15 protein-coding genes and 1 tRNA gene are annotated in these 22495 nt (G+C 66.1%); 8 read left to right on the plus strand and 8 right to left on the minus strand.

The features are described from left to right. Positions 1–433: 433 nt before the first annotated feature. Positions 434–3112: a cation-translocating P-type ATPase gene (locus tag BQ7355_RS01225; RefSeq protein ID WP_072414559.1), complete on the minus strand. Its 2679-nt coding sequence runs from the start codon at positions 3110–3112 to the stop codon at positions 434–436. A gap of 544 nt (positions 3113–3656) precedes the next feature. Between BQ7355_RS01225 and pyk the strand changes: the two genes are divergently transcribed. Next, complete coding sequence (gene pyk, locus BQ7355_RS01230) at positions 3657–5117, plus strand: pyruvate kinase (RefSeq protein ID WP_072414560.1); 1461 nt, start codon at positions 3657–3659, stop codon at positions 5115–5117. Between the two features lie 995 nt (positions 5118–6112). On the opposite strand, the gene BQ7355_RS01235 is transcribed toward pyk, so the two are convergent. The 4 genes from BQ7355_RS01235 to BQ7355_RS01250 form a co-directional block, all read right to left on the minus strand. After that, a complete protein-coding gene (locus BQ7355_RS01235) occupies positions 6113–7021 on the minus strand; it encodes a UTP--glucose-1-phosphate uridylyltransferase (RefSeq protein ID WP_072414561.1) in 909 nt (302 codons plus the stop codon). 298 nt (positions 7022–7319) lie between these two features. Then, positions 7320–7697 carry a 50S ribosomal protein L7/L12 gene (gene rplL, locus BQ7355_RS01240; RefSeq protein ID WP_072414562.1) on the minus strand — a complete coding sequence of 126 codons (378 nt, stop codon included), beginning with the start codon at positions 7695–7697 and terminating at the stop codon, positions 7320–7322. A gap of 100 nt (positions 7698–7797) precedes the next feature. After that, positions 7798–8319, minus strand: coding sequence for a 50S ribosomal protein L10 (rplJ, locus tag BQ7355_RS01245; protein ID WP_072414563.1), 522 nt, complete (start codon positions 8317–8319; stop codon positions 7798–7800). A 451-nt stretch (positions 8320–8770) separates the two neighbouring features. Further along, positions 8771–9922, minus strand: coding sequence for a pyridoxal phosphate-dependent aminotransferase (locus BQ7355_RS01250; protein ID WP_143761649.1), 1152 nt, complete (start codon positions 9920–9922; stop codon positions 8771–8773). 233 nt (positions 9923–10155) lie between these two features. On the opposite strand from BQ7355_RS01250, the gene BQ7355_RS09135 reads away from it, so the two are divergent. The 3 genes from BQ7355_RS09135 to BQ7355_RS01265 all read left to right on the plus strand — a co-directional run bounded on the left by BQ7355_RS09135 (position 10156) and on the right by BQ7355_RS01265 (position 14110). Further along, the gene (locus tag BQ7355_RS09135; protein ID WP_159430427.1) at positions 10156–10875 is read left to right on the plus strand and encodes a hypothetical protein; all 720 of its coding nucleotides are present in this window, start codon (positions 10156–10158) and stop codon (positions 10873–10875) included. 117 nt (positions 10876–10992) lie between these two features. Beyond that, the gene (locus BQ7355_RS01260) at positions 10993–12822 is read left to right on the plus strand and encodes a TerB N-terminal domain-containing protein (RefSeq protein WP_072414566.1); all 1830 of its coding nucleotides are present in this window, start codon (positions 10993–10995) and stop codon (positions 12820–12822) included. Further along, positions 12815–14110, plus strand: coding sequence for an ATP-binding protein (locus BQ7355_RS01265; protein WP_072414567.1), 1296 nt, complete (start codon positions 12815–12817; stop codon positions 14108–14110). Before BQ7355_RS01260 ends, BQ7355_RS01265 begins: the two co-directional genes overlap by 8 nt. A 260-nt stretch (positions 14111–14370) precedes the next feature. Here the strand turns inward: BQ7355_RS01265 and BQ7355_RS01270 are convergent, their stop codons facing one another. Further along, positions 14371–15975, minus strand: a complete 1605-nt coding sequence (locus tag BQ7355_RS01270) for a 4Fe-4S dicluster domain-containing protein (RefSeq protein WP_072414568.1) — start codon at positions 15973–15975, stop codon at positions 14371–14373. Positions 15976–16147: 172 nt separating this feature from the next. Between BQ7355_RS01270 and BQ7355_RS01275 the strand changes: the two genes are divergently transcribed. Both BQ7355_RS01275 and BQ7355_RS01280 read left to right on the plus strand, forming a co-directional pair. After that, complete coding sequence (locus tag BQ7355_RS01275; protein ID WP_072414569.1) at positions 16148–17203, plus strand: ABC transporter substrate-binding protein; 1056 nt, start codon at positions 16148–16150, stop codon at positions 17201–17203. 21 nt (positions 17204–17224) lie between these two features. Next, entirely contained in the window at positions 17225–18628 is a 1404-nt protein-coding gene (locus BQ7355_RS01280; RefSeq protein ID WP_143761651.1) for an ATP-binding cassette domain-containing protein, read from the plus strand. A gap of 204 nt (positions 18629–18832) precedes the next feature. Here the strand turns inward: BQ7355_RS01280 and ftsX are convergent, their stop codons facing one another. Then, positions 18833–19780, minus strand: coding sequence for a permease-like cell division protein FtsX (ftsX, locus tag BQ7355_RS01285; RefSeq protein WP_072414571.1), 948 nt, complete (start codon positions 19778–19780; stop codon positions 18833–18835). Further along, entirely contained in the window at positions 19767–20951 is a 1185-nt protein-coding gene (ftsE, locus tag BQ7355_RS01290; protein ID WP_072414572.1) for a cell division ATP-binding protein FtsE, read from the minus strand. The genes ftsX and ftsE overlap by 14 nt, the downstream gene beginning before the upstream one ends. Before the next feature lie 361 nt (positions 20952–21312). Here ftsE and BQ7355_RS01295 point away from each other — a divergent pair. Further along, a tRNA-Glu gene (locus tag BQ7355_RS01295) sits at positions 21313–21389 on the plus strand. A 321-nt stretch (positions 21390–21710) separates the two neighbouring features. Beyond that, the gene (locus BQ7355_RS01300) at positions 21711–22271 is read left to right on the plus strand and encodes a ferritin family protein (RefSeq protein ID WP_072414573.1); all 561 of its coding nucleotides are present in this window, start codon (positions 21711–21713) and stop codon (positions 22269–22271) included. The last annotated feature ends 224 nt before the right edge of the window (positions 22272–22495 follow it).

Raw genomic sequence — 22495 nt, forward strand, 5'->3', positions numbered from 1 at the left:
CGTACGTTAGCTGTTCTGTCCATCTTGCAGCACGGGCTCATCGGGACCCCGGTCGCTCACCCCATGGATCGTGCGCCCCGCATGCGATACACAAAAAGCTACAAGAAGCGATACATCTCGTCTCGCTGAAGGCTGGGCACAGACGCTCGGCGGGCCTTCAGAGCTGCCCTCTCAAAAAGCATGGCTTGCGGGACGGTTAGGTACCTCAATCTGGTACCTAACCGTCCCGCAAGCCATGCTTTTACATTTTCTATGGGCGCACGGACCTTCGGTGCGCGCCTTTCGTCCTCAACACGAAGACCCGTCCGCAGCCCGAACGTGCACTCGTCGCCAAACGCTTACGTGCCGCATGCCATCGACACGCATAAAGAGAGGGGCACGGATGCACCGTGCCCCTCTCGAAAGACCGTTGCGGCCCTGTCGATGCGAACGCCTACGCGTCCTTCTCGACCTTGCGCATGATGGCCTTGTAAACCTCCATGATCGGGATGATCAGGAACGCCAAGCCCAGAGCGGTCAGCAGCGCGTGGACCGGCAGCGGCATGAAGCCGAAGACCTCAGCCAGGAAGTCGACCTCGACCGGCACGACGGTCAGCGCCAGGGCGAGAGCGGCGGCGCCCCACAGCCACTTGTTCTGCGTCTTCATGGAGAAGATGGAGGCGCGGCGGCTGCGCATGTTGAAGGAGTGGAAGATCTCGACCATGGACAGGGTGATGAAGGCCATGGTGACGCCCTCGGCATCGGCGGTGCCGGCGATCATGTCGGCGATGTCGATGTAGCCCATGTCGAAGTACACGCCGGCGAAGAAGGACGCGAGCACCAGCAGGGTGATGATGACGCCCTGGAACGCGATGTCGAGGCCCATGCCGCCGGCGAAGACGCCGTCGGAGGCGTTACGGGGCTTGCGCTTCATGACGTCGCCCTCGGCCTCCTCCATGCCGAGCGCGAGCGCGGGCAGGGAGTCGGTGATGAGGTTGATCCACAGCAGCTGGACCGGCTGGAAGATGGTGAAGCCGATCAGCGTCGCCACGAACACCGAGAGGACCTCGGCGATGTTGGCGGACAGCAGGAACTGGATGACCTTGCGGATGTTGTCGTAGATACGACGGCCTTCCTCCACCGCGTTGATGATGGTGGCGAAGTTGTCGTCCGCGAGGACCATGTCGGCGACGTTCTTGGTGACGTCGGTGCCGGTGATACCCATGCCCACGCCGATGTCGGCGCGCTTGATGGACGGGGCGTCGTTGACGCCGTCGCCGGTCATGGCGACGATGTTGCCCAGGTTCTTCCAGGCGTCGACGATGCGGGCCTTGTGCTCGGGCTGGACGCGGGCGTAGACGGAGATGTCCTTGACGCGGGTCTTGAACTCCTCGTCGGAAATCTTGTCGAGCTGGGCACCGGTGATTGCCTGGGAGGCGTCGGAAACGATGCCCAGGTCCTTGGCGATTGCCACGGCGGTATCGATGTGGTCGCCGGTGATCATGACGGCGCGAATACCGGCCTCCTTGGCCTCCGCGATAGCAGCGGTGACCTCGGGGCGGACCGGGTCGATCATGCCGGACAGGCCGCAGAACACCAGGTCGTGCTCGAGGGCCTCGGGGCTAAAATCGGTGGGGGCGACGTCATAGGTACGGTTGGCAAGAGCCAAGACGCGCAGGGCCTGGTCGGCCATGGCCTTGTTGGCGGTCAGGATCTCGTTGCGGCGCTCATCGGTCATGGGGACGATCTTATCGCCCTCGAACACGTGAGTGCACAGGCCGATGACGACGTCGGGAGCGCCCTTGGTGAACTGCTCGAAATCGCCATTGACGTCCTTGACCACGACGGACATCATCTTGCGGCCGGAATCGAACGGGGCCTCGCCCACGCGCGGGTGCTCGACGTCGAGCCCCTGCATGCCAGCCTTGGCTGCATCGTTGACCAGGGCGCACTCGGTGGGCTCGCCGACAGCCTCGCCCTTCTCCTCATCCCACTTGGCGTCGCAGCACAGCGCCATGCCGGCGAGGAACTTCTCCTCGGAGGCGGCGAGCTCGTGCTTGACGACGGTCATCTTGTTCTGGGTGAGGGTGCCGGTCTTGTCGGAGCAGATGATCTGGGTGCAGCCGAGGGTCTCGACGGCGGTCATCTTGCGGATGATGGCCTGGCGCTTGGACATCTTGGTGACGCCCATGGACAGCACGATCGTGACGACGGCGACGAGGCCCTCGGGGATGGCGGCGACAGCCAGGGACACAGCGACCATGAAGGTGTCGAGCAGCATGGCCGGGTTGGAGCCCAGCTCGCCGAAGTGGCGGAAGATGTCGACGGCGAAGATGATCACGCAGATGGCGAGGACGAGCTTGGTGAGGATGCCGGAGAGCTCGTTGAGCTTCATCTGGAGCGGGGTGAGCTCCTTCTTGGCGTTGGTGAGCGCCGTGGCGATCTTGCCCATCTCGGTCTTCATGCCGGTGCCCACCACGACGGCGCGGCCGCGGCCGTACACGACGGTGGAACCCATGTAGCACATGTTCTTGCGGTCGCCCAGCGGCACGTCGTCCGCATCGGCGGCAAGCGTGATCTGCTCGGCGTGCTTCTCCACGGGGACGGACTCGCCGGTGAGGGCGGCCTCCTCGATCTTCATGGAGGCACTCTCGATCACGCGGCAGTCCGCCGGGACCGAGTCCCCCGCCTCGAGCAGGACGACGTCGCCGGGAACCAGCTCGGAGCTGGGCAGCTGCACGAGCTTACCGTCGCGGATGACCTTGGACTGGGCGGCGCTCATCTCCTGCAGCGCCTCGAGCGCCTGCTCGGACTTGGCCTCCTGGACCACGCCGAGCACCGAGTTCAGGATGACGACGGACAGGATGATGGCGGCATCGGCCCACTCGGGCTCGCCCTGGATGAAGCCGGTGATGACCGAGATGGCGGCCGCGACGAGCAGCATGATGACCATGGGGTCGGCCATCTGCTCGAAGAAGCGCTTCCACATGGGAGTCTTCTCTTCTTCCTCGAGCTTGTTGGGACCCACGCTGGCGAGACGCGCAGCGGCCTCAGCTGCCGACAATCCCGCCTCGGCGTTCGAGGACTGCGCATCGAGCACGTCCTCGACCGAAGCCAGGTACTCCTTTTCCATAGACAAATCCCTTCTGGAGTATCTCCCCTTGAGATGCGGTGCCCCGCACCCCATTCCAACAGTCTGACACCCGATTATAATTCCCACCTTGGGGCAAGGGCTTGTCACGATGGTATATCGTACCCAACTCGACGTGGGGTTTTCCCGGTATTGGCCAATTTCTTCAGAATCATCCATGACGGTTCGTCATGCCAACGTTTTACTGCAAGCGGCGCGAATCTCGCGACGAGCGGGACATCCCGACCCCTGACCCCATTCGCAGCGGCCGTGAACGGACCCCGTTCGAAACCATTCGTCAACGCTCTTATTTCGGCGCGCGGTAATGCTGTGGAAACAGGGCGCTCTGAAACGGATACTCCACAACGCGGCGCCGCTTCCCTATCATGGTTGTATGTGAACGCTCATCCGAGATGCGGGCGCCCATACGGAGCGCACGCGTGCGCGGATTCACGCCGCACCCCGTTTGAGTTTGCACTATAATCCCAGCAGTAATTCGTTTTACCACCCTGTTCGTCCGTGCCTTAAACAACAGATGGAGGTCTGAATGTACAAGCGCACTAAGATCGTATGCACCATGGGTCCCGCCTGCGACAACGACGAGACGATCCGCGAGATGATCGAGGCGGGTATGAACGTCGCCCGCTTCAACTTCTCGCACGGCTCCTATGAGGAGCACCAGGGTCGCATCGAGCGCGTCCGCCGCATCGCCCGCGAGCTCGGCCGCCCCGTCGGCATCCTGCTCGACACCAAGGGCCCCGAGGTCCGCACCGGCCTGCTCGAGGGCCATCAGAAGGTCACTGTGAACGCCGGCGACAAGATCGTCGTCACCGCCCAACCCACCTCTGAGGACTGGCTCGGCAACGCCTCGCACATCTCCCTCGACTACCTCGACCTTCCGTCCGAGGCCGAGGCCGGCTCCATCATCCTGATCGACGACGGCCTCGTCGGCCTCAAGGTCGAGTCCATCGATGGCCAGGACATGCACTGCGTCGTCATGAACAACGGCGTCATCGGCGAGCGCAAGGGCGTCAACATCCCCAACGTCGACATCTCGCTGCCCGCCGTCACCGAGCGCGACCGCGCCGACATCCTGTTCGGCCTCACCCAGAACATCGACTACATCGCCGCATCCTTCATCCGCAACGGCAAGGCCGTCGACGAGATCCGCGACCTGTGCCGCCTCAACGGCGGCGAGCACGTCTCGATCTTCCCCAAGATCGAGTGCGCCCTCGGCGTCGAGAAGTTCGACGAGATCCTCGAGGCCTCCGACGGCATCATGGTCGCCCGCGGCGACCTGGGCATCGAGATCGCCCCGGAGCTCGTCCCGCATGTCCAGAAGGAGATCATCGCCAAGTGCAACGCGGCCTACAAGCCCGTCATCACCGCGACCCAGATGCTCGACTCCATGCAGCACAACCCGCGCCCGACGCGCGCCGAGGTGGCCGACGTCGCCAACGCCATCTACGACGGCACCGACGCCGTCATGCTCTCCGGTGAGACCGCTGCCGGCAAGTACCCCGTCGAGGCCGTGAAGATGCAGGCCAGCATCGCCGCCGAGACCGAGAAGTACCTTCCCGAGCACGCCCCCCTCAAGATGCCCGAGAACGCGCACGGCACGCGCGTCATCAACAACGTCGTGGGCATGTCCGCGGTGAACATGGCCGCCACGGTGGGCGCCAAGTGCATCACCGTCCCCACCACCACCGGCCGCACCGCGCGCCTGATCTCCCACTTCCGTCCCAAGATGCCCATCCTGGCGTTCTCCCGCCACGACTGGGCCGTCCAGCAGATGATCATGTACTGGGGCGTGGAGCCGCACCTTGCCGCTATCACCCAGGGCACCGTCAACGGCACCATCATGAAGTCCATCGAGACCGCCAAGGGGCTCGGCTTCGTGCAGGAGGGCGACCTCACCGTCGCCACCGCCGGCGATCCCCGCATGTCCGTCCAGCTCGACGGCAAGGCGACCTCCACGAACGTCGCCTACGTGGCCCAGGTTCGCTAGCCGCGACCCGATCGCCCAGGCGCATCCATCCCCGGCCGGCTTGCCCGACCGGGGATTTTTTTGTCTTTCCAAGCATGCACGCAGGCGCCCTGTATTCCCAGATGACGGGGCGTCAACCAGATCGTTCAGGTGCGGCAAGTTGGACAGCCACGGTTTCGCACGCGAGACCGTAGTGAGATGCGGCGCCTGGAGGCGTCAGACCGCCCCTAGCGGCACCGACGGAACGCAGGGGGGCAAGCACCGCGAATCGGCCTGAATAGCACCGCTCGCAGAATCCGCGAAAGCGAGGCCGGGGACGAGCGGCCCGAGCCCGTCCTCCGCAGCCGCCTTGATGCGGTCCGGGGACTTAAACCACGTTCCTCCGGCTCATCTCACCTTTGCATAGGATGGACTTGCTGCAAAATGACGGATATGTTGGCCTCGTTTCGCACAGTGCGCGAAACGGTCAGATTCATCAAAGGGTTATCTGGGGTTTTGTCCGTCCTGGGGAGCTTTTATATGCTAGTCGGTGCATATCATTCTACAAAACCGACATTATGCAGCAATTCAATCAGGCGGGCATCTGTCTGTCCTCGCGATCGCATCAAAAGAAGACGTGCTCGAATGATGTTCTGTTAACGGGATCCTATACACCCTCGTTGGTCTTCCCCGCGTGCTGTTACGCCCCTCGCTCGCCGAGGTCGCGCAACCCGCCGCATCGTGCTGCCTCATAAGCTGCTCGCGTTGACGTGGTCACCCCCCAGCGCACCCGCAAGTCTTGCGTCGTCACCTCGCCCGTGCCCTCATGTCTTCGGGAAACCGCACAGACAGACCTGGCCGCCACCCCGACTGGAAGGCGCATCAAGGAAAAGCTCTTTGGGTGATACAGGCCGTCGCACTCGGGAGCAAACACAACAATCAGCCAGCAAAAGCAATGGGGTCCGCACGGCTCGAAAGAACCGTGCGGACCCCATAATCTGTGATTCAATCCGCGCGCTCTCGCGCGGAAGGATACGCTAGCCGCGCTTGAGCCCGCCGCGCTCGTCGATGGCGGCCCAGAAGTCAGCCGCGAAGCGCGGGTCGGCGGCGGCCATGAGGGCGTTTGTGGCCATCCAGCCGGAGGGCGTACCGGTGTCGAAGCCCTCGAGCGGATCGATGACGACGGCGTACATGGCCTCGCGCTCGAGGCTGCGCGCCATGGCGTCGGTCAGCTGGACCTCGCCACCCTTACCGGGCTCCTGGTCGGCCAGCAGATCCATGACCAGCGGGGAGAGCAGGTAGCGGCCCACGATGTAAAGGTTGGAGGGCGCCTCCTCGGCGGAAGGCTTCTCGACCAGGCCGGAGACTCGCCACACGGCGCCCGGCTCCTCGTCGGCGGCGGACTCGCTGCCGCACAGGGACCCCACGCGCTCGCCGGCGATGACGCCGTAGCGGGAGACGTCCTCGGGCGCGCACGGGGCGACCGCGATCACGGACGCGCCGGCGTGGGCGCGGGAGACCTCGAGCATCTTCGTGCAGATGTCACGGGCCGGGACGACGTAGTCGCCCAGCAGGACGAGGAAGCTCTCGCCGGCCGCGGCGTCGGCGGCGGAGCGGATCGCATGGCCCAGGCCGCGCGGCTCGTACTGGTAGCGGAAGTCAACCGGCATGTCGCCGGCCGCGGCCACCGCGTCGGCGTAGGCGGACTTGCCGCGCTCGCGCAGTAGGCGCTCGAGGGAGCGGTCGGGCTGGAAGTAGGAAAGCAGCTCGGGCTTGCCGGGGGAAGTCACGATGATGGCCTCGTCGACCTCGGCGGGCTCGAGGGCCTCTTCGACGACGTACTGGATGACGGGCTTGTCGAGGACGGGGAGCATCTCTTTAGGGGTGCACTTCGTGGAGGGCAGGAAGCGGGTGCCCAGACCGGCTGCGGGGATGATGGCCTTCATGGGTGAGGATCCTTTCGGCGTTGCGGCGCTGTGGCCGAACTACATGACGACGCCCAGACACGGCGCCAAACATACGGGCAAAACTTTACGGCAAACGTGCGCAAAATGGGCCGTCAGCAGCCAATATGCGTGGGAACTGCGCAATTGCGAACACCGCGTCCGCCCAGACCCTGCGTCGGCGCATCAATCGAAGCGCGTCCGGAATCGCGGCACGAAAAAAAGGCGGGACCCACGAAGGGCCCCGCCTTGCGCACATGCGAAGATGCGAGCAGCCTGCAGGCGATGCGCCTGCGGAGAACTACTTGATGGTGACGGCAGCGCCGGCAGCCTCGAGCTTCTCCTTGGCGGCCTCGGCGTCCTCCTTCTTGACGCCCTCGAGGACGGCCTTGGGAGCGCCCTCGACGACCTCCTTGGCCTCCTTCAGGCCAAGGGAGGTGAGCTCACGGACAACCTTGATGACCTGGATCTTGTTGTCGCCGAAGCCCTCGAGCACGACGTCAAACTCGGTCTTCTCCTCGGCCTCCTCGGCAGCGGCAGCAGGGCCGGCGACGACGGCGGCGGGAGCGGCGGCGGAGACGCCGAAGGTCTCCTCGATGGCCTTGACGAGCTCGGAAGCCTCGAGCAGGGTCATTTCCTTCAGGGCCTCGATGATCTCATCGTTGGTAAGCTTAGCCATTTCTAAGTCCTTTCGGTTTCCCTACCGTACGGCAGGGAGATCACATGAATGAAAGGTGCGGATGCACCGGGGATGCGGCGACGGGCGCCGCGAGCGGCTGCTAGGCAGCCTTCTGCTCGGAGATCTGCTGGACCGTACGAGCAAGACCGCTGGAAACGCCATTGACGCAAACAGCGATGTCGCGGGCGAAGCCGTTGATGAGGCCGGCGATCTGGCCGAGAAGCTGATCCTTGGTGGGCAGCTCGGCGATAGCGTTGACCTCCTCGGCGGAAACCGCCTGACCGTCGGAGATACCGCCCTTGATCTCGAGAACACCCTTGGACTTCTTGGCGAACTCCTTGAGGGCCTTAGCGGCCTCCACGGGCTCGTTCTCGTAGAACACGTAGGCGACGGGACCGACGAGGATGTCGTCGATCTCCGGCTGATCCTGGTTCTTCAGAGCGATGCGGACGAGGTTGTTCTTGTACACCTTCATCTCGGCACCGGCCTCGCGAAGCTGATGACGCAGCTCCTCGGCCTGCTTGACGGTAAGACCGTTGTAGTTGACAACGAACACACCGGCGTTGGCCTCGACGCGAGACTCGATCTCTGCGACCTTGTCGATCTTGTACTGCTGTGGCATGAAATACACCTCCTTGTGTTTCTTCCCGGGCACGGCTCCCCTGCAAGAGTGACGGGGGCATGCCTGAAAAGAAAAGCCCCCGCGCTGCGAAGAGCGACGGGGGCGAGAAGACATATCTGCTCGACCACCTCGGCGGGCGGGTTTCCCCATTAAGCCTTGGGCTTAACGCCCGCAGCGCCTGCTGTCTCCGGCAGCGGATTCGTGCTTGAACCTTCGCCAGTATGCCCGTTGGATCAATACCAGTCAAGCAAGCAGCATTCTCCCCCACGTTTTGCGCACATACCGCGAGGTGCCCCGAGGGCTCAAACGATCGAAGCGGAGCTAAGGGCCCATCCGGGGCGCGTCGCCCATCCGCCGCACGCGCGGGCGCGACGTGCGCCACGCCCCTCGGTCGCAGCCACGAACCGAACGGATCCCGCCCCCGCTGCGCTCGGAGCCGGACCGAAGGTCCTCAGGCGTCCTTGTCGGACAGCCGCGCGACGAACGACGCGAGGCGGCGCAGGCCCTCGTCGAGATCCTCATCGGCCACGCAATACGACAAGCGCACATACCCTTCGCATCCGAAACACGTCCCAGGGACCAGCGCGACGCCCGCCTCCTCGATGGCGCGCTCGCAGAAGGCATCGGAAGGCAGGCCGAAGCGGCCGACGTTCGGAAACGCGTAGAACGCCCCCGCGGGCTCGACGAGCGGAAGCCCCATGTCTCGAAGGGCCGCCATCACACGCTCGCGGCGCGCCCGGTACGCCTCGAGCATCGGGGCGGGGTCGCACGTCAGCGCACACTCAGCCGCAGGCATCTCGAACGCGGGGACGGAGGAGACCGTGAACTGGTGGGCCTTGGCGATCTCCGACGCGACGTCGGCGCACGCGGCGACCCATCCCAAGCGCCACCCCGTCATCGCCCACGGCTTGGAGAAGCTGTCGACCACGACGATGCGGTCGCGCAGCTCGCCGTGGAGCGCCGCGAAGCGCGCGTAGCCCCCTGTGTACACGAGCCGGTTGTACACGTCGTCGCACACCACGTAGATCCCCGTCTCGGAGGCGAGGCGGGCGATCGCGTCCAGGGACCCCGTCGACAGCACGCATCCCGTCGGGTTGCCCGGCGAGCACAGCACGATCGCCTTCGTCGCAGGCGAGATGCGCCGCCGCAGGGCCGCCTCGTCGATTTGGAACCCATGGGGCTCGGTGTCGACCGGGACCGGGACCGCATGGTTCATGAGCGCGAGCGACTCGTACAGGCCGAACGCCGGAGTGAGGATCGCGACCTCGTCGCCCGGATTCAGCAGCGCGGCGAAGGTGGCGGCCAGCGCCTCGGTGGCCCCGCAGGTCACGACGACCTCATCCGGCTCGTACGCCAGGCCCGAAGCGGCCATGTAGCGCGCCAGGGCGCGCCGCAGCTCCGGCGTGCCGGCATTCGGAGGATAGTGGGTGGCACCCGAGGCGAGCGATAGGGCCGCGGCGTCGACGATCGGGGCCGGAGTCCCGAAATCCGGCTCCCCCAGGGCGAGCGCGATGCATCCCGGGCGCTGCGCAGCAAGGGCGTTGATGCGCCTGATGCCGGAGGGCCGAAGCGAGCCCAGCGCCGTGTTGAGTAGTTTTGGCATGTCGTGTCCCCCGCTTCCGCCGCTGTTCGTCGCAAGCAGCATACCGCAGGCGCACGGGCGCCAGGCGCTCTGTAACGCAGGCGAAACCCGGGGCCGGCGCACAAGCGGAACGGCGGCGCGACGCGGAGCCGCCTTAGCCACCGGTCCCGATGCGAGGCGCCCACATGACGGGCCCCACGCCGAGGCCTCGGTGTCCGAGCCCTGGTGTAAGCTGCTGTACGCAGGGTGCATGCATGCAGGAGAGGAAGGCTTGGCGCATGACCGACTCGACGTTCGGGCAAGACTCCGGCGAACAGCGCGTCGTGGCTTACGCCGCGTTCGATGCGGCGGGCGGCGACGCCGCGCGCAGGCTGTCCGAGGACTTCGCGCAGGCGCTTGCCGCCTACGAGGAGCTCTCGCGGCGCCAGCTCCCCCATCCGGCTCCGCGGCTCGCCGCCGAGCGGATCGAGCGCACGGAGGAGGCCGGGCAGACGACGAGCGCGCGGCCTGCGGAGACGCGGCCCCTGGAGCGCCTCGTCGTGATCGCGAGCGACCCCGATACCGCCCTGTCCGATACGGCGGCAGCGCTCACGCTCCTGGGACGGCGCGGCGAGCTGGGCGCCGACGCCCGCGTATGGGGCCTCGTGGCCAGCGAGCGCCATCGCCCCGACGACGCCGCGATCGCCCTCGAGACGCTCGGCGCGTCACTCGGCGGCGGGCGCGGCACGTGGATGGGCGGGGTCGCCCTCGGCGGCGGCCGCCTCGCCCTTCCCGCGGCGGGCAGGCCGCGCATGGGAAGGCTGCGCGAGCGCGCGAGCGTCGCCATCGACGGGCTCATCGGCGCCGTGCGCTGCGGCATCTCGCTCGACGAGGCAGCCCCGCTCTTTGGATTCGAGACCGAGCGCGGCGTGCTGGCCGCACCCATCGGCATCTCCAGAGCCGAGTACCTGGTGCGGGACCGCATGCTCCGCTGATTCCGCCCGTCCCGTGCCGGTAAAGCGTCGAGCCTCCGGTCGCGGACGGAAAATACGAACGCATGTTTGTATTGTGTGGTACGATGGAGGCTGCGACCGCGGGGAGAGGAGGGCGGCATGGCGGACATCCAGGGCATCATCGACCAGATCATGAACGACGAGCGCCTCAAGCGCAGCTCGCACTTCTCCGACACGGTCTTCGGCAGCGAGCCCATCCTCAAGACGGGACGCCAGATGTCGAGCTACCTCCCCGAACGCTACCGCGAGATGCGCGCCATCTCGCGCTGGCAGGAGGGCGCAGGCGGGCGGGCCGGCAGATGGCTCACCGAGGCGGAGCTCTTCGTGCGGCAGGCGGAGTTCATGGCCGATTTCGAGGATGACTGCCCCTATCGGGGCGATTTCGTCGCCTATTTCCCGACATACGGCTCGTTGAACGACCGGCAGCTGCGCGGGTACTTCACCTGGAGGGCACGCGTGCGATCCGGTGACGTTCCGCCTGCGCCCACCTCGTTCGCATATCTCTACCTGTACGAGCTCATCGCAGGCGTCGGCTACGAGGACCCGGCCGACGGGCTGCGCCTCATGCAGAGGTTCTGCGATGCCTTCAGCGCCCACGACCGCGCGATCCTTCGACTCGGCAGCGTCTGGATGCAAGACTTCGCCGTATACCACGCCCTCCCGGCCGATCTTTTGGGCAACACCCGCACCCTGCGGCACGACCGGGCGCTCGTCGAGCTCCGCCGCGCCACCGCCACGGCGCTCGACGCTCGGGCACATGCCGCCCGCGCCCTTGGGCGCAAAGCCCCCAAGGGCCTGCCCCTGCCCGCCCAGCAAGACCTCGAATCCGCGCTCATCGCGGCCCTCGACGAGCTCTCGAGCTATCGAATCTGCTCCGGGAAGCTCTACCGCGAACAACCCGAGGCCGTCGCCCACGTCGCAGGGTCGGTCTGGCTCCGTCTTGCCGACCACTATGCCCGGTCCCGCGCATCGGACGTGATCGAGCGCTTGTTCGGTTCGAGCGCCGAGCTTCCCTACACGATCTTCGCATCCGCCGTCTTCTTCGATCCGCTGCCCCACCCCGACAGCGTATACGAACTCGATCCAGTCCACCGCTACCGATGCCGCAACGGCCTTTGGACCTGCGAGCGCGTGCACGGGGCGGTCGGGCGCAGCTCCAAGCTCGGCAGCGTGCTGCGCGCGGTCGACGGAAGGCTGCGCGCCGCCGTCGGATTCGGCCATCCGCTCAAGGAGGAGAAGGTCCCCAAGTACCTAGCGGCCATCATCGACGCCGAGGCTGCGGCCTGGACCTCGTGGCACGAGGCGCATGCGCCCCGCCGCATCGCCATCGACCTCAGCCGCCTCGCCGGCATCCGGCGGACCGCGGAGGAGACGCGCGAGGCGCTGCTCGTCGATGAGGAACGCGAGGGCGCGGGGTCCATGCTCGACGCGGCCGACCGCGCTGGCGTCTCCTCCGATGGAGACGCGGCCGGACACGAGGCGGCAACGGATCCCGACCGCACGCAAACCGAGCCCACCGCGGCGGAGGGCGCAGACGGCCCGTTCGCGCCCGACGGCCCCGCACCGCTTCCCGCCGGCAGGACGAAGTCGCGCCCCGCCGCAACGGCACGCGACGACGCCGATGCGGCGGGGCGCGCGACCGATGCGCCGGCGTCCCTTGCACCCGCCGGGAATCACCCGCACGGCCCCACGCCGCACGGCCTCGACGGCCCGCAGGCCTCGTTCCTCCGCGCCCTGCTCAAAGGAGACCCGGAGCGCGTCGCCGAATCCGCCCGCGAGGCCGGAACCACGGTCGACCTGCTCGCCGACGCCGTCAACGAGGCGCTGTTCGACGCCCTCGGGGATACCGCCGTCGAGTTCGACGCTAACGGCCCGCATATCGTGGAAGATTACCGAGAAGATATAGAGGAGCTGCTCGCCCATGCCTGACACCGCCGTCACCTCCGGCCCGCGCGTCCCCAAGCGCGTGGCCGCGGTCATCCTCAACTCACTCAAGGGCGGCGTCGTGCCGCGCATCGGCCTGCCCTACATCACGGTCGGGCGCGAGGTCGAGATCCGTGCGTTGCTCACCGACCTCGACCTCATCTCCGAGGGCGGGGCGAGCTTCCGCTTCCTCGTCGGCCGCTACGGCGCGGGCAAGAGCTTCCTGCTGCAGACGATCCGGACCCACGCCATGGGCGAGGGGTTCGTCGTCGCCGACGCCGACCTCTCTCCCGAGCGTCGCCTCCAAGGCGGCCAAGGGCAGGGCCTTGCCACGTATCGGGAGCTCATCCGCAACCTCTCCACCAAAACGAGACCCGAGGGAGGCGCGCTCGGCCTCATCCTGGACCGCTGGGTCGCCTCCGCGCCTGCCGGGGACGAGGCCTCCGCACGGGCCTCCATCGCGCACCTTGAAGAGCTTGTTCACGGGTTCGACTTCGCGCGCATGCTGATGACCTACCGCACCGCCTCGATCGAGGGCGATGGCGAGCGGGCGTCGTGCGCGCTCCGCTGGCTGCGCGGCGAATACCGGACGAAGACCGAGGCGCGCGCCGACCTGGGCACCTCGACGATCATCGACGATGACAGCTGGTACGACTACATCAAGCTGTTCGCCGCGTTCCTCACCGGCGCGGGCTATCGGGGACTGCTCGTGCTGATCGACGAGCTCGTGAACCTGTACAAGATCCCCAACGCGATCACGCGCCAGTACAACTACGAGAAGATTCTCACCATGTACAACGACACCCTTCAAGGGAAGGCGCGGCATCTCGGCATCATCATGGGAGGGACGCCGACCTCCATCGAGGACCGCAGGCGCGGCGTCTTCAGCTACGAGGCGCTACGAAGCCGTCTCACGCAGGGGCGTTTCGCACGCGAGGACATGCGCGACATGCTCGCTCCCATCATCCGCCTGCATCCCTTGACCCATGAGGAGCTGCTCGTGCTCATCGAGAAGCTCGGGCAGATCCATGCCGGCTACTTCGGCTACACGTCGACCGTCACCGAAGAGGACCTTGCGGCGTTCCTGCAGATCGAATTCGGTCGCGTCGGCGCCGACACGCATCTCACGCCGCGCGAGGTGATCCGCGATTTCATCGAACTGCTCGACATCGCTTGCCAAAACCCCGACCTCGATATCTCCAAGCTCTTGCGCGACGAGGGAGCGCTCTCGGCCGGCGCCGACACCAAAGACCCGGACGACCCCGCGACAGCGTACGCGGAGTTCACCATCTAGCCTCAGGCGATACAGCGGGCGCCATGCGCAAGCGGGACCGCGGCGCCGCGACGAACGGCATCGCGCCCTATCGTCGCGTGAGCATCCGGCAAAGCAGCACGTCGCACACACCGCAAGCGCCCTGTCGCGGCCCGCTCGAAACGCCGCGGCGCCCCGCCGCGAACCCCGTGGCCCTGCACGCGAAACGGGGCCGGATGCCCTCTAACGAGCATCCGGCCCCGTCAAGTTCGGTCCGCTTCGAAGCGCCGAGCGGCTACCGCCTACTCCTCTGCGGGCTTCAGCGCCTCGAAGGACTCGGCCACCGCATCGCTCGTGTCGCGCTTGCCGTCCGCATCGCGCTCGAGCTCGTGGATCAGACTGCAATACGAGTTTTCCGGCGCCGTCTCGATGGGAGCCTTCTTGGCGTACACCTTGACCGCGCCCGCGGTCTTGGTGATGCCCTGAAGGGTGCCCGCACCGGCCACGCAACCGCCGGGGCACGCCATGCCCTCGAGCAGGTAACCGTCGTACTTGCCCTTCACGGCCGCCTTCATCATCTTGCGGCACTCGTTCAGGCCCTCCGCGCTGGCGACCTTGACCTCCATATCGGGATGGTCGCGATGGATCGCGTTGACGACGGCGTTCGCCACGCCGCCCGAAACGGCGAAGCCGCGGCCGTCGGCGCTCGCCACGTCGAAGTCGCTCGAGCCCTCACCGGCAAGCTGGGTGTAGTCGATGTCCTTGGCGGCCATCATGCCCGCCATCTCCTCGAAGGTGAGGACGAAATCGACCTCGGACTTCACGCTGCGGCGCATCGCCTCAAGCTTCTTCGCGGCGCACGGCCCGACGAACACGATCTTCGCCTTGGGATGCTGCTTGCGGATGAGGCGGGCGGTGAGCGTCATGGGCGTGAGGGCCATGGAGATGTTCTCGGCATGCTCCGGGAACTCCTTCTTGGCCATGACCGACCAGGCGGGGCAGCACGAGGTTCCCATGAACGGCATCTTCGCCGGAACCTCCTCGAGGAAGTCCTCCGCCTCCTGGACGGCGCAGAGGTCGGCGCCCAGCGCGACTTCCTCCATGCCGGTGAAACCGAGCTCCTTGAACGCCTGGCGCAGCTTGTCGACGTTGCCCTTGCCGCCGAACTGGCCGACGAAAGCCGGGGCGACCTCGGCGATGACCTCGTCCCCCTCGCGAATCGACTTGATCACCTGGAAGATCTGGCTCTTGTCGGCGATGGCGCCGAACGGGCAGTTCACGAGGCACTGGCCGCAGGATACGCACTTGTCGTAGTCGATCTTCGCGCGGCCCTGGTCGTCGGAGCCGATGGCCTTCATGCCGCAGGCCTCGGCGCAAGGGCGCGTGTGATGGTGGATTGCGGAGTACGGGCACACGTTGGCGCAGCGACCGCACTTGATGCACTTGGACTGGTCGATGACGGCGCGGCCGCCCTCGAAGGAGATGGCGCCCTTGGGGCAGATCTCGCGGCAGGGATGGGCAAGACAGCCCTGGCAAGCGTCGCTCACGCGGTAGACGTTGTCCTCGCATGCGTTGCAGGCGAAGTTGATGACGTTGATGAGCGGCGGCTCGTAATACGTCTCCGGCTTCGCGGCCTCGGCGACGCCCTCCGAAAGCTTCGCGGGCTTATCGACGCCCTGCAGCGGAAGGCCCATCGCCAGGCGGATGCGCTCGCCCACGATGGCGCGCTCCAAAAAGACGCTCTCGCGATAGGAGGCGACGTCGCCCTGGATGATCTGGTATGGCAGCTCGTCGACCCAGGAGTAGTCCTCCTCCTGGCATTCGTAAGCGAGGCGAGCGACCTCCTCGAACACGGTCCGGCGGATCTTCGTCACGTTGGTGTAGACGCCGCGCATGGTATTGCTCATGGTTTCTGTCCCCTCTCGGCAGGTATGTGCACCTCCATTCTAATGGCCCCCGGGCGACACGAGCGCTTGCGACGAACCAAGAACAGTAAAAAGATTCGACGTGTTGCGCCCGCGCCGCCGTGCGGGTGTATCGTTCACAATCGATATACCTACAACGCGAACGGGAGTCCTCATGAAGCACGCATCAACCGATTACACCGTCATTTCCCGACGCGGCGTCCTCGCCGCGGGACTCGCCGCCGTGGCGGGCGCCTCCGCGCTCGCGGGCTGCGGGGGCCATGCCGAGGCCGGCTCCGCACCTGCAGGCTCGGCGCCCTCCCATGCCAGCGCAACCGAGGTGCGGGTCGCATCGCTCAAAGGGCCGACCTCCATCGGACTCGTCTCCTTCATGGACCGCGCGAAGGACGCCGACGCGTTTGAGAACGGCTACACCTTCACCGTCGCCACCTCCGCCGACGAGATCCTCCCCTCCATGATCAAGGGCGACCTGGACATCTCACTCATCCCCGCAAACGCCGCATCGGTCCTCTACAACAAGACCGAAGGAGGGGTGCGCTGCCTCGACATCAACACGCTCGGCGTTCTCTCCGTCGTGACCGGCGATGCCTCCCTCACCGATTTCGAGCAGCTCGCGAACCGCACCGTGTACCTCACCGGCAAGGGCACCACGCCCGAGTACGCCATGAACTACCTGCTTGCCGCCGCAGGCATCGCCGACACCGTCACGCTCGAGTTCAAAAGCGAGGCGGCCGAGGTCGTGAGCGTGCTCGCCGCCGACGCCTCCGCCGTGGGCATCCTCCCGCAGCCCTTCGTGACCGCCGCGCTCGTCAAGAACCCCGCACTCTCGGCACCCATCGACCTCACCGACGTCTGGTCCGCCTACTCGGAGGACGGCAGCCGCATGGTGACCGGCGCCACCGTCGTTCGCGCCGCGTTCGCCGACGAGCACCCCGAGGCCGTCGAGGAGTTCCTCAAGGCCCAGAACGCCTCCGTGGACGCCGTGAACGACGATCCGTCCGCGGCGGCCCCGCTCGTCGTCGAGGCGGGCATCGTCGACGCCGAGCCGATCGCCGCCAAAGCGATCCCCGGATGCCACCTCGTCTGCATCACTGGGGATGACATGGCGGCCGCCCTCTCCGGCTACCTGCAGGTGCTGTCCGATGCCGATCCCTCCTCCGTGGGCGGCGCCCTCCCCGGCGAGGACTTCTACCTCGATCTCGACGCCTAGCATAAGGATCTTGTGATAGCCGTGCTCAACAGAACGACGACCGAAGCCCCGTCCTCCGGATCGAGCGCCCTCGCGCGCATCGGGTCCGTCGTGTTCTGGCTCGCCGTATGGCAAGGTGTGAGCATGCTGGTCGGCAGCTCGTTCATCCTGGCCGGCCCGCTCGACACCGCCGCCGCCCTGGCGCACCTCGTGCCCACCGGCTCCTTCTGGTCCCATGTCGCCTTCTCCGCGATGCACATCGTCGCGGGGACGGTGCTCGGCTACCTCGCCGCAAGCGCCTGCGCCTTGGCCGCTCACCGCCTTCACGCGGTCCGCCTCCTTCTGCGTCCCGCCATGGCGGCCATAAAGGGCACGCCCATCGCATGCATCGTCGTCATCCTGCTCATCTGGATCGGGTCGCGCAACGCCAGCACGGCCGCCGTGTTCCTGATGGTGCTTCCGGCGATCTATTTCCCCATGCTGGGTGCCCTGGACTCGGTCGATCCCCGCATGCGGGAGCTTGCCGACGTGTTCGGCATGCGGGGCGCGCGACGTGCGCTCGCCGTCGTCTGGCCCCATGTGCTTCCCTACCTGCGCGCCGCGAGTGAGACGGCGCTGTCCATGAGCTGGAAGGCCGGTGTCGCCGCCGAGCTGATCGGAACCCCCACGGGTTCCATCGGTGAGCGCATCTACCAAGCGAAGCTCCTGCTCGAGACTGCCGACCTCTTCGCATGGACCGTCACCGTCATCGCCGTCGCCTGGCTGCTCGAGCGCGTCGCGCTCATGCTGCTCGACGCGACATGGCCCGCCGCGGGAAGCCTGGCCGTCCGCCTCGCGCGCAGCCGCCGCAGCCTGACCGCGTCTCCCGCCGCCAGCGAGCGCGCGGCCATCCTCTCCACCTCCGAGCTCGTCGTCGGCCACGACGACCTCGCCGCCGCGGGCCCCTTCACCTTCACCGTGCGGGGCGGTGAGACCTTGGTCCTGATGGGTCCGTCCGGAGCAGGCAAGACGACGCTGCTCTCCACTATCGCGCGCCAATGCGAGCCCCGTTCCGGCGTGGTCCAACTCGCTGCCGAGACGAACCTATCCGCCGTCTTCCAGGACGCCCGCCTCATCGATCAGCTGAGCTGCCTGGACAACATACTCCTCGTCGCCCCAGGTTCGGACGCGTGCGCGTTGCTCGCCGAGCTCGGGCTTGCCGAGGTCGCCGGCCGGCCGGCGGACATGCTCTCGGGCGGCCAACGACGTCGCCTCGAACTCGCCCGCGCGCTTGCCGCGCCCGCGCAGCTCACGCTTCTCGATGAGCCGTTTACCGGCCTGGACGAAGGGGCTCGCGACCTCGCGCTCACCTTCCTCGACCGTCACCGAGGCGATCGCGCAATCGTGCTCTCGACGCACAACCCGCGGGACGCCGAGCGGCTTGGCGCTCGCATCCTCCGCATCTAGGCCATCTTGCGACGACGGCCGCGCCGCGGCGGGCGCACCCGTCGTCGCGGCGCGGCCGATGGAAAGGACGCGGCGTTCCGCGCGCCCCGCAGCGAGCGCTTCCAGCGCAAGCGCCGGATGCCCCATATGAAAAGAGGGCCACCCGAAGGGCAGCCCTCTTGCATACGAATGCTTCGCACTCGCGCCGGCGTATCCGCGCGGCGTCTACACCTTGAGGTAGCGACGCATCGCGATGGCGGAACCGAACAGGCCGATGACGACGCCGATGAGAATCAGCGCGCCATACGTCGCCAGGTACATGTTCAGCGGGATGGCGAACGTGAACAGGCTCATGGCGTTGGAAAGCGCGGGCATGCCGAAGTTGCGGATGAGCTCCAGCGCGCCGATGGAAAGCAGGGCACCCAGGAACGCCTGGATGACGCCCTCCGTGATGAAGGGTCCGCGAATGAAGCCGTTCGAAGCGCCCACCAGGCGCATGATGGCGATCTCGCGACGGCGCGCGGTGATGGAGAGTCGGATGGTGTTGTTGATGAAGATGAAAGCGATGAAGGTGAGCAGGGCGACGAGCACCACGGCACCGATGCGCACGTACGAGGTGAACTCGAAGAGGCGCGCGACCTCCTTCTGACCGTACAGGACGCCCGCCTCGACATCGGCGTCGACGTTGTCCTCGTTGACGTTGGCGTCGTCGACGATTTCGCGGAAGTCGGCATCGCTCTTGATCTTGGCGGCCGTGCTCTCGACCTGGGAGGGCTCGTCCATCTCGATCACGAACGAGCGCGGGAGCGGATTCTCGCCATCGAGGGCGGCAAGCGTGGCGTCGGCGTTGTTCGAGATGTTGTCCTTGTAGTCCTTAAGGGCATCGTCTTTCGTCTTGAAGGCGACGCTCTTGACGTTGTCCCAGCCCTCGAGCTTCTCCTGGAAGGCTTCGATGGCCTCGTCGGATGCGTCGTCAGCGATGAACGCCTGGATGGTGACCTGCTGCTCGACGGTACCGATCAGCGAGTTGACCATCGCGGAACCCACGATGAACAAACCGATGATGAACAGCGACAGAAAGATGGTGATGACGGCGCCGAGCGAGGTGCCCAGATTGCGGAAGAAGTGGCTGCCCGCCTCGCGGAGGGAATAGCCGAAGTTAGTGGGTGCCATACAGTCCGTAGCCTCCCCTCTCCTGGTCGCGAATGACGTGACCGGCCTCGAGCGCGATGACGCGGCGATGCATGGAGTCGACCATCTCGCGGTCGTGCGTCGCCACGATGACCGTGGTGCCGGTGCGGTTGATGCGCTCGAGCAGCTTCATGATGCCGAGCGAAATGGCGGGGTCGAGATTGCCCGTGGGCTCGTCGCAGATGAGCAGCGGCGGACGATTGACCATCGCGCGCGCCACGGCGACGCGCTGCTGCTCGCCACCGGAAAGCTGATCCGGCATGGAGTCCATCTGATCGGCGAGACCGACCAGGCGCAGCACCTCGGGAACCTGCGAGCGAATGACCGCGCGGGGCTTGCCGATGCACTCCAGGGCGAAGGCGACGTTCTCGTACGCTGTCTTGTTGGGAAGCAGCTTGAAGTCCTGGAACACGGTGCCGATCTGACGGCGCAGGAACGGGACCTTGCGATTCTTGATGCGCATGAGGTCCTGGCCCGCGACGAGCACGCGGCCGGACGTCGGCTTGACGTCGCGAACCATGGTGGAGAGAAGCGTGGTCTTGCCGGATCCGGAATGACCGACGAGGAAGACGAACTCGCCCGGATAGATCTCCAGGCTCACGTCGTCGAGCGCCGGCTTGTTCGGCTGGGCGGCATAGACCTTGGTGAGATGCTCCATCAGGATGACGGGCTCGACGCCGGCCTCACGCGCCATCTTCGCCCGGGATTCGCCCACCGGGGCGAACACCGAGGTGAAGTCGGGATTCTGCAGCGCGCTCTCGACCGCCTGAACCTGGCGCTGCTCGGATGCATCCGTCGAGGGAACCGCAGGGCCCGCATGCGTCATGAAGACGCCGGTGGTCGACGGCTCGGCGGGAGACGGAATGCTCGAAAGCGGAGAGGGGACCGCGGCGGCGGGGACCGACGCGGTCTCGGACGGGGCCGCGATCGGATCCGCACCAGGTGCGGGCGATGCCTTCGCGGGCGCGGATGCGAACTCATCCGCAGGCGTATAGGCAAAGGGATCGTGTGCATGCTGGGGAGCGGGAGCGAAAGCGCCCGTCTGCGAGGGTGTCTGTCCCTCGATGTCCGGAGCGACGGCATCCGGCGCGGACGCCTGGGGCGCCTGGGGCGCTGCCTGCTCGTCTCCGGGCTTACGGAAGTGGTTACCCACTGGTAGCTCCTTCGAGTCGTGCGTTTGAACTACATATACGCTCTGAATTTTAGCAGGATGATTCCCGCTGCACGAAAGCGACACGGAGCCATCGGGCGGCGCGTTCCGTGGCCCTGTGGACGCACCGAGCCAACGCCACCTCCTATCGATGCTCCACAGGAGCCGGCGGCTGAGGCTCCATCGGCGGCCGCATGCCGCCACGGCGTACGGAATGGCGCGGGAATCGCACGGATCCGACCATGCCCGCGAGCCTACAAAGATGCGACGCGCGATAGTCGCGAGGGGCATCTCGAGCTTTTTTTCATCCAAGACGACGAGTGAGGGAGGGGGACGCTGGTTATCTGCTATACTTTCACGCGCTGTCCCCATCGTCTAGCGGCCAAGGACGCCACCCTTTCAAGGTGGATATCACGGGTTCGAATCCCGTTGGGGGCACCATCGACCGTTCAAGCCCGGGCATCCCCTTGCGGACCCCGGGCTTTTTGCTGCCGCGCGCCGCAGATTCGGACCCGATGGGGTCGCGAGCCGTCAACCTCCCCCATCCCGCACGGACGCCCCGGCGCCCCAGGCAAGCTCCGGGAGATGGTTTTCCTCGAGAAGTTACCTAGATCTTACTTACTGTGAAGGATATTTGAACTTTTAGGAATCGTTCTCAATATGCTGCTTCGTCGCTTTCATTTGAGCATAATGAGGGTGTCACGACGCGGACGCATCCTCAGAAGTGCTACGCGCCAAATGCCATATGATCGGAGGATCAACATGAAGTTCGTTTGCCCCGTTTGCGGTTACGTTGAGGAGTTCGACGGCGAGGAGCTGCCCGCCGATTTCAAGTGCCCCCAGTGCGGCGTCTCTGGTGACCGCTTCACCAAGGTCGTCGAGGGCGAGATGAGCTGGGCCGCCGAGCACATCGTGGGCGTCGCTCACGAGGAGGGCGTGACCGAGGACATCATCGCCGATCTGCGCGCCAACTTCGAGGGCGAGTGCTCCGAGGTCGGTATGTACCTGGCCATGGCTCGCGTTGCCCATCGCGAGGGCTACCCCGAGATCGGCCTGTACTGGGAGAAGGCCGCGTACGAGGAGGCCGAGCATGCTTCCAAGTTCGCAGAGCTCCTGGGTGAGGTCGTGACCACCTCCACCAAGAAGAACCTCGAGATGCGCGTCGAGGCCGAAAACGGCGCCACCGCCGGCAAGTTCGACCTCGCCAAGCGCGCCAAGGCCGCTGGCCTGGACGCCATCCACGACACCGTGCACGAGATGGCTCGCGACGAGGCTCGTCACGGCAAGGCGTTCGCCGGCCTGCTGAAGCGCTACTTCGGCTAAGCCGAACTTGCGCCTTCTTCCTCTAGGCTTTGCAAAACGGGAGGTCTGCATCATGCAGGCCTCCCGTTCTTGTCTTGCCTGCAGTCTTCCCATGTCCCCTCCTGCAGCGAAGACCCCCGGTCTCAGCCTCAAAGATGAGAGGAGCCTCGCGCGTCGAGCACTCCAGATCGGTCAACCAGACTGGTTGACCGCCGATGCGCAGCGATCCCATGCTTACCACCGCG

It is taken from the genome of Collinsella phocaeensis, from assembly GCF_900119895.1.
GTDB lineage: Bacteria > Actinomycetota > Coriobacteriia > Coriobacteriales > Coriobacteriaceae > Collinsella > Collinsella phocaeensis.

Coding starts and splice junctions, on each gene's coding strand:
- BQ7355_RS01225 (WP_072414559.1), bottom strand. CDS start 3,112: ATGGAAAAGGAGTACCTGGCTTCGGTCGAGGACGTGCTCGATGCGCAG.
- pyk (WP_072414560.1), top strand. CDS start 3,657: ATGTACAAGCGCACTAAGATCGTATGCACCATGGGTCCCGCCTGCGAC.
- BQ7355_RS01235 (WP_072414561.1), bottom strand. CDS start 7,021: ATGAAGGCCATCATCCCCGCAGCCGGTCTGGGCACCCGCTTCCTGCCC.
- rplL (WP_072414562.1), bottom strand. CDS start 7,697: ATGGCTAAGCTTACCAACGATGAGATCATCGAGGCCCTGAAGGAAATG.
- rplJ (WP_072414563.1), bottom strand. CDS start 8,319: ATGCCACAGCAGTACAAGATCGACAAGGTCGCAGAGATCGAGTCTCGC.
- BQ7355_RS01250 (WP_143761649.1), bottom strand. CDS start 9,922: ATGCCAAAACTACTCAACACGGCGCTGGGCTCGCTTCGGCCCTCCGGC.
- BQ7355_RS09135 (WP_159430427.1), top strand. CDS start 10,156: ATGCAGGAGAGGAAGGCTTGGCGCATGACCGACTCGACGTTCGGGCAA.
- BQ7355_RS01260 (WP_072414566.1), top strand. CDS start 10,993: ATGGCGGACATCCAGGGCATCATCGACCAGATCATGAACGACGAGCGC.
- BQ7355_RS01265 (WP_072414567.1), top strand. CDS start 12,815: ATGCCTGACACCGCCGTCACCTCCGGCCCGCGCGTCCCCAAGCGCGTG.
- BQ7355_RS01270 (WP_072414568.1), bottom strand. CDS start 15,975: ATGAGCAATACCATGCGCGGCGTCTACACCAACGTGACGAAGATCCGC.
- BQ7355_RS01275 (WP_072414569.1), top strand. CDS start 16,148: ATGAAGCACGCATCAACCGATTACACCGTCATTTCCCGACGCGGCGTC.
- ftsX (WP_072414571.1), bottom strand. CDS start 19,780: ATGGCACCCACTAACTTCGGCTATTCCCTCCGCGAGGCGGGCAGCCAC.
- BQ7355_RS01300 (WP_072414573.1), top strand. CDS start 21,711: ATGAAGTTCGTTTGCCCCGTTTGCGGTTACGTTGAGGAGTTCGACGGC.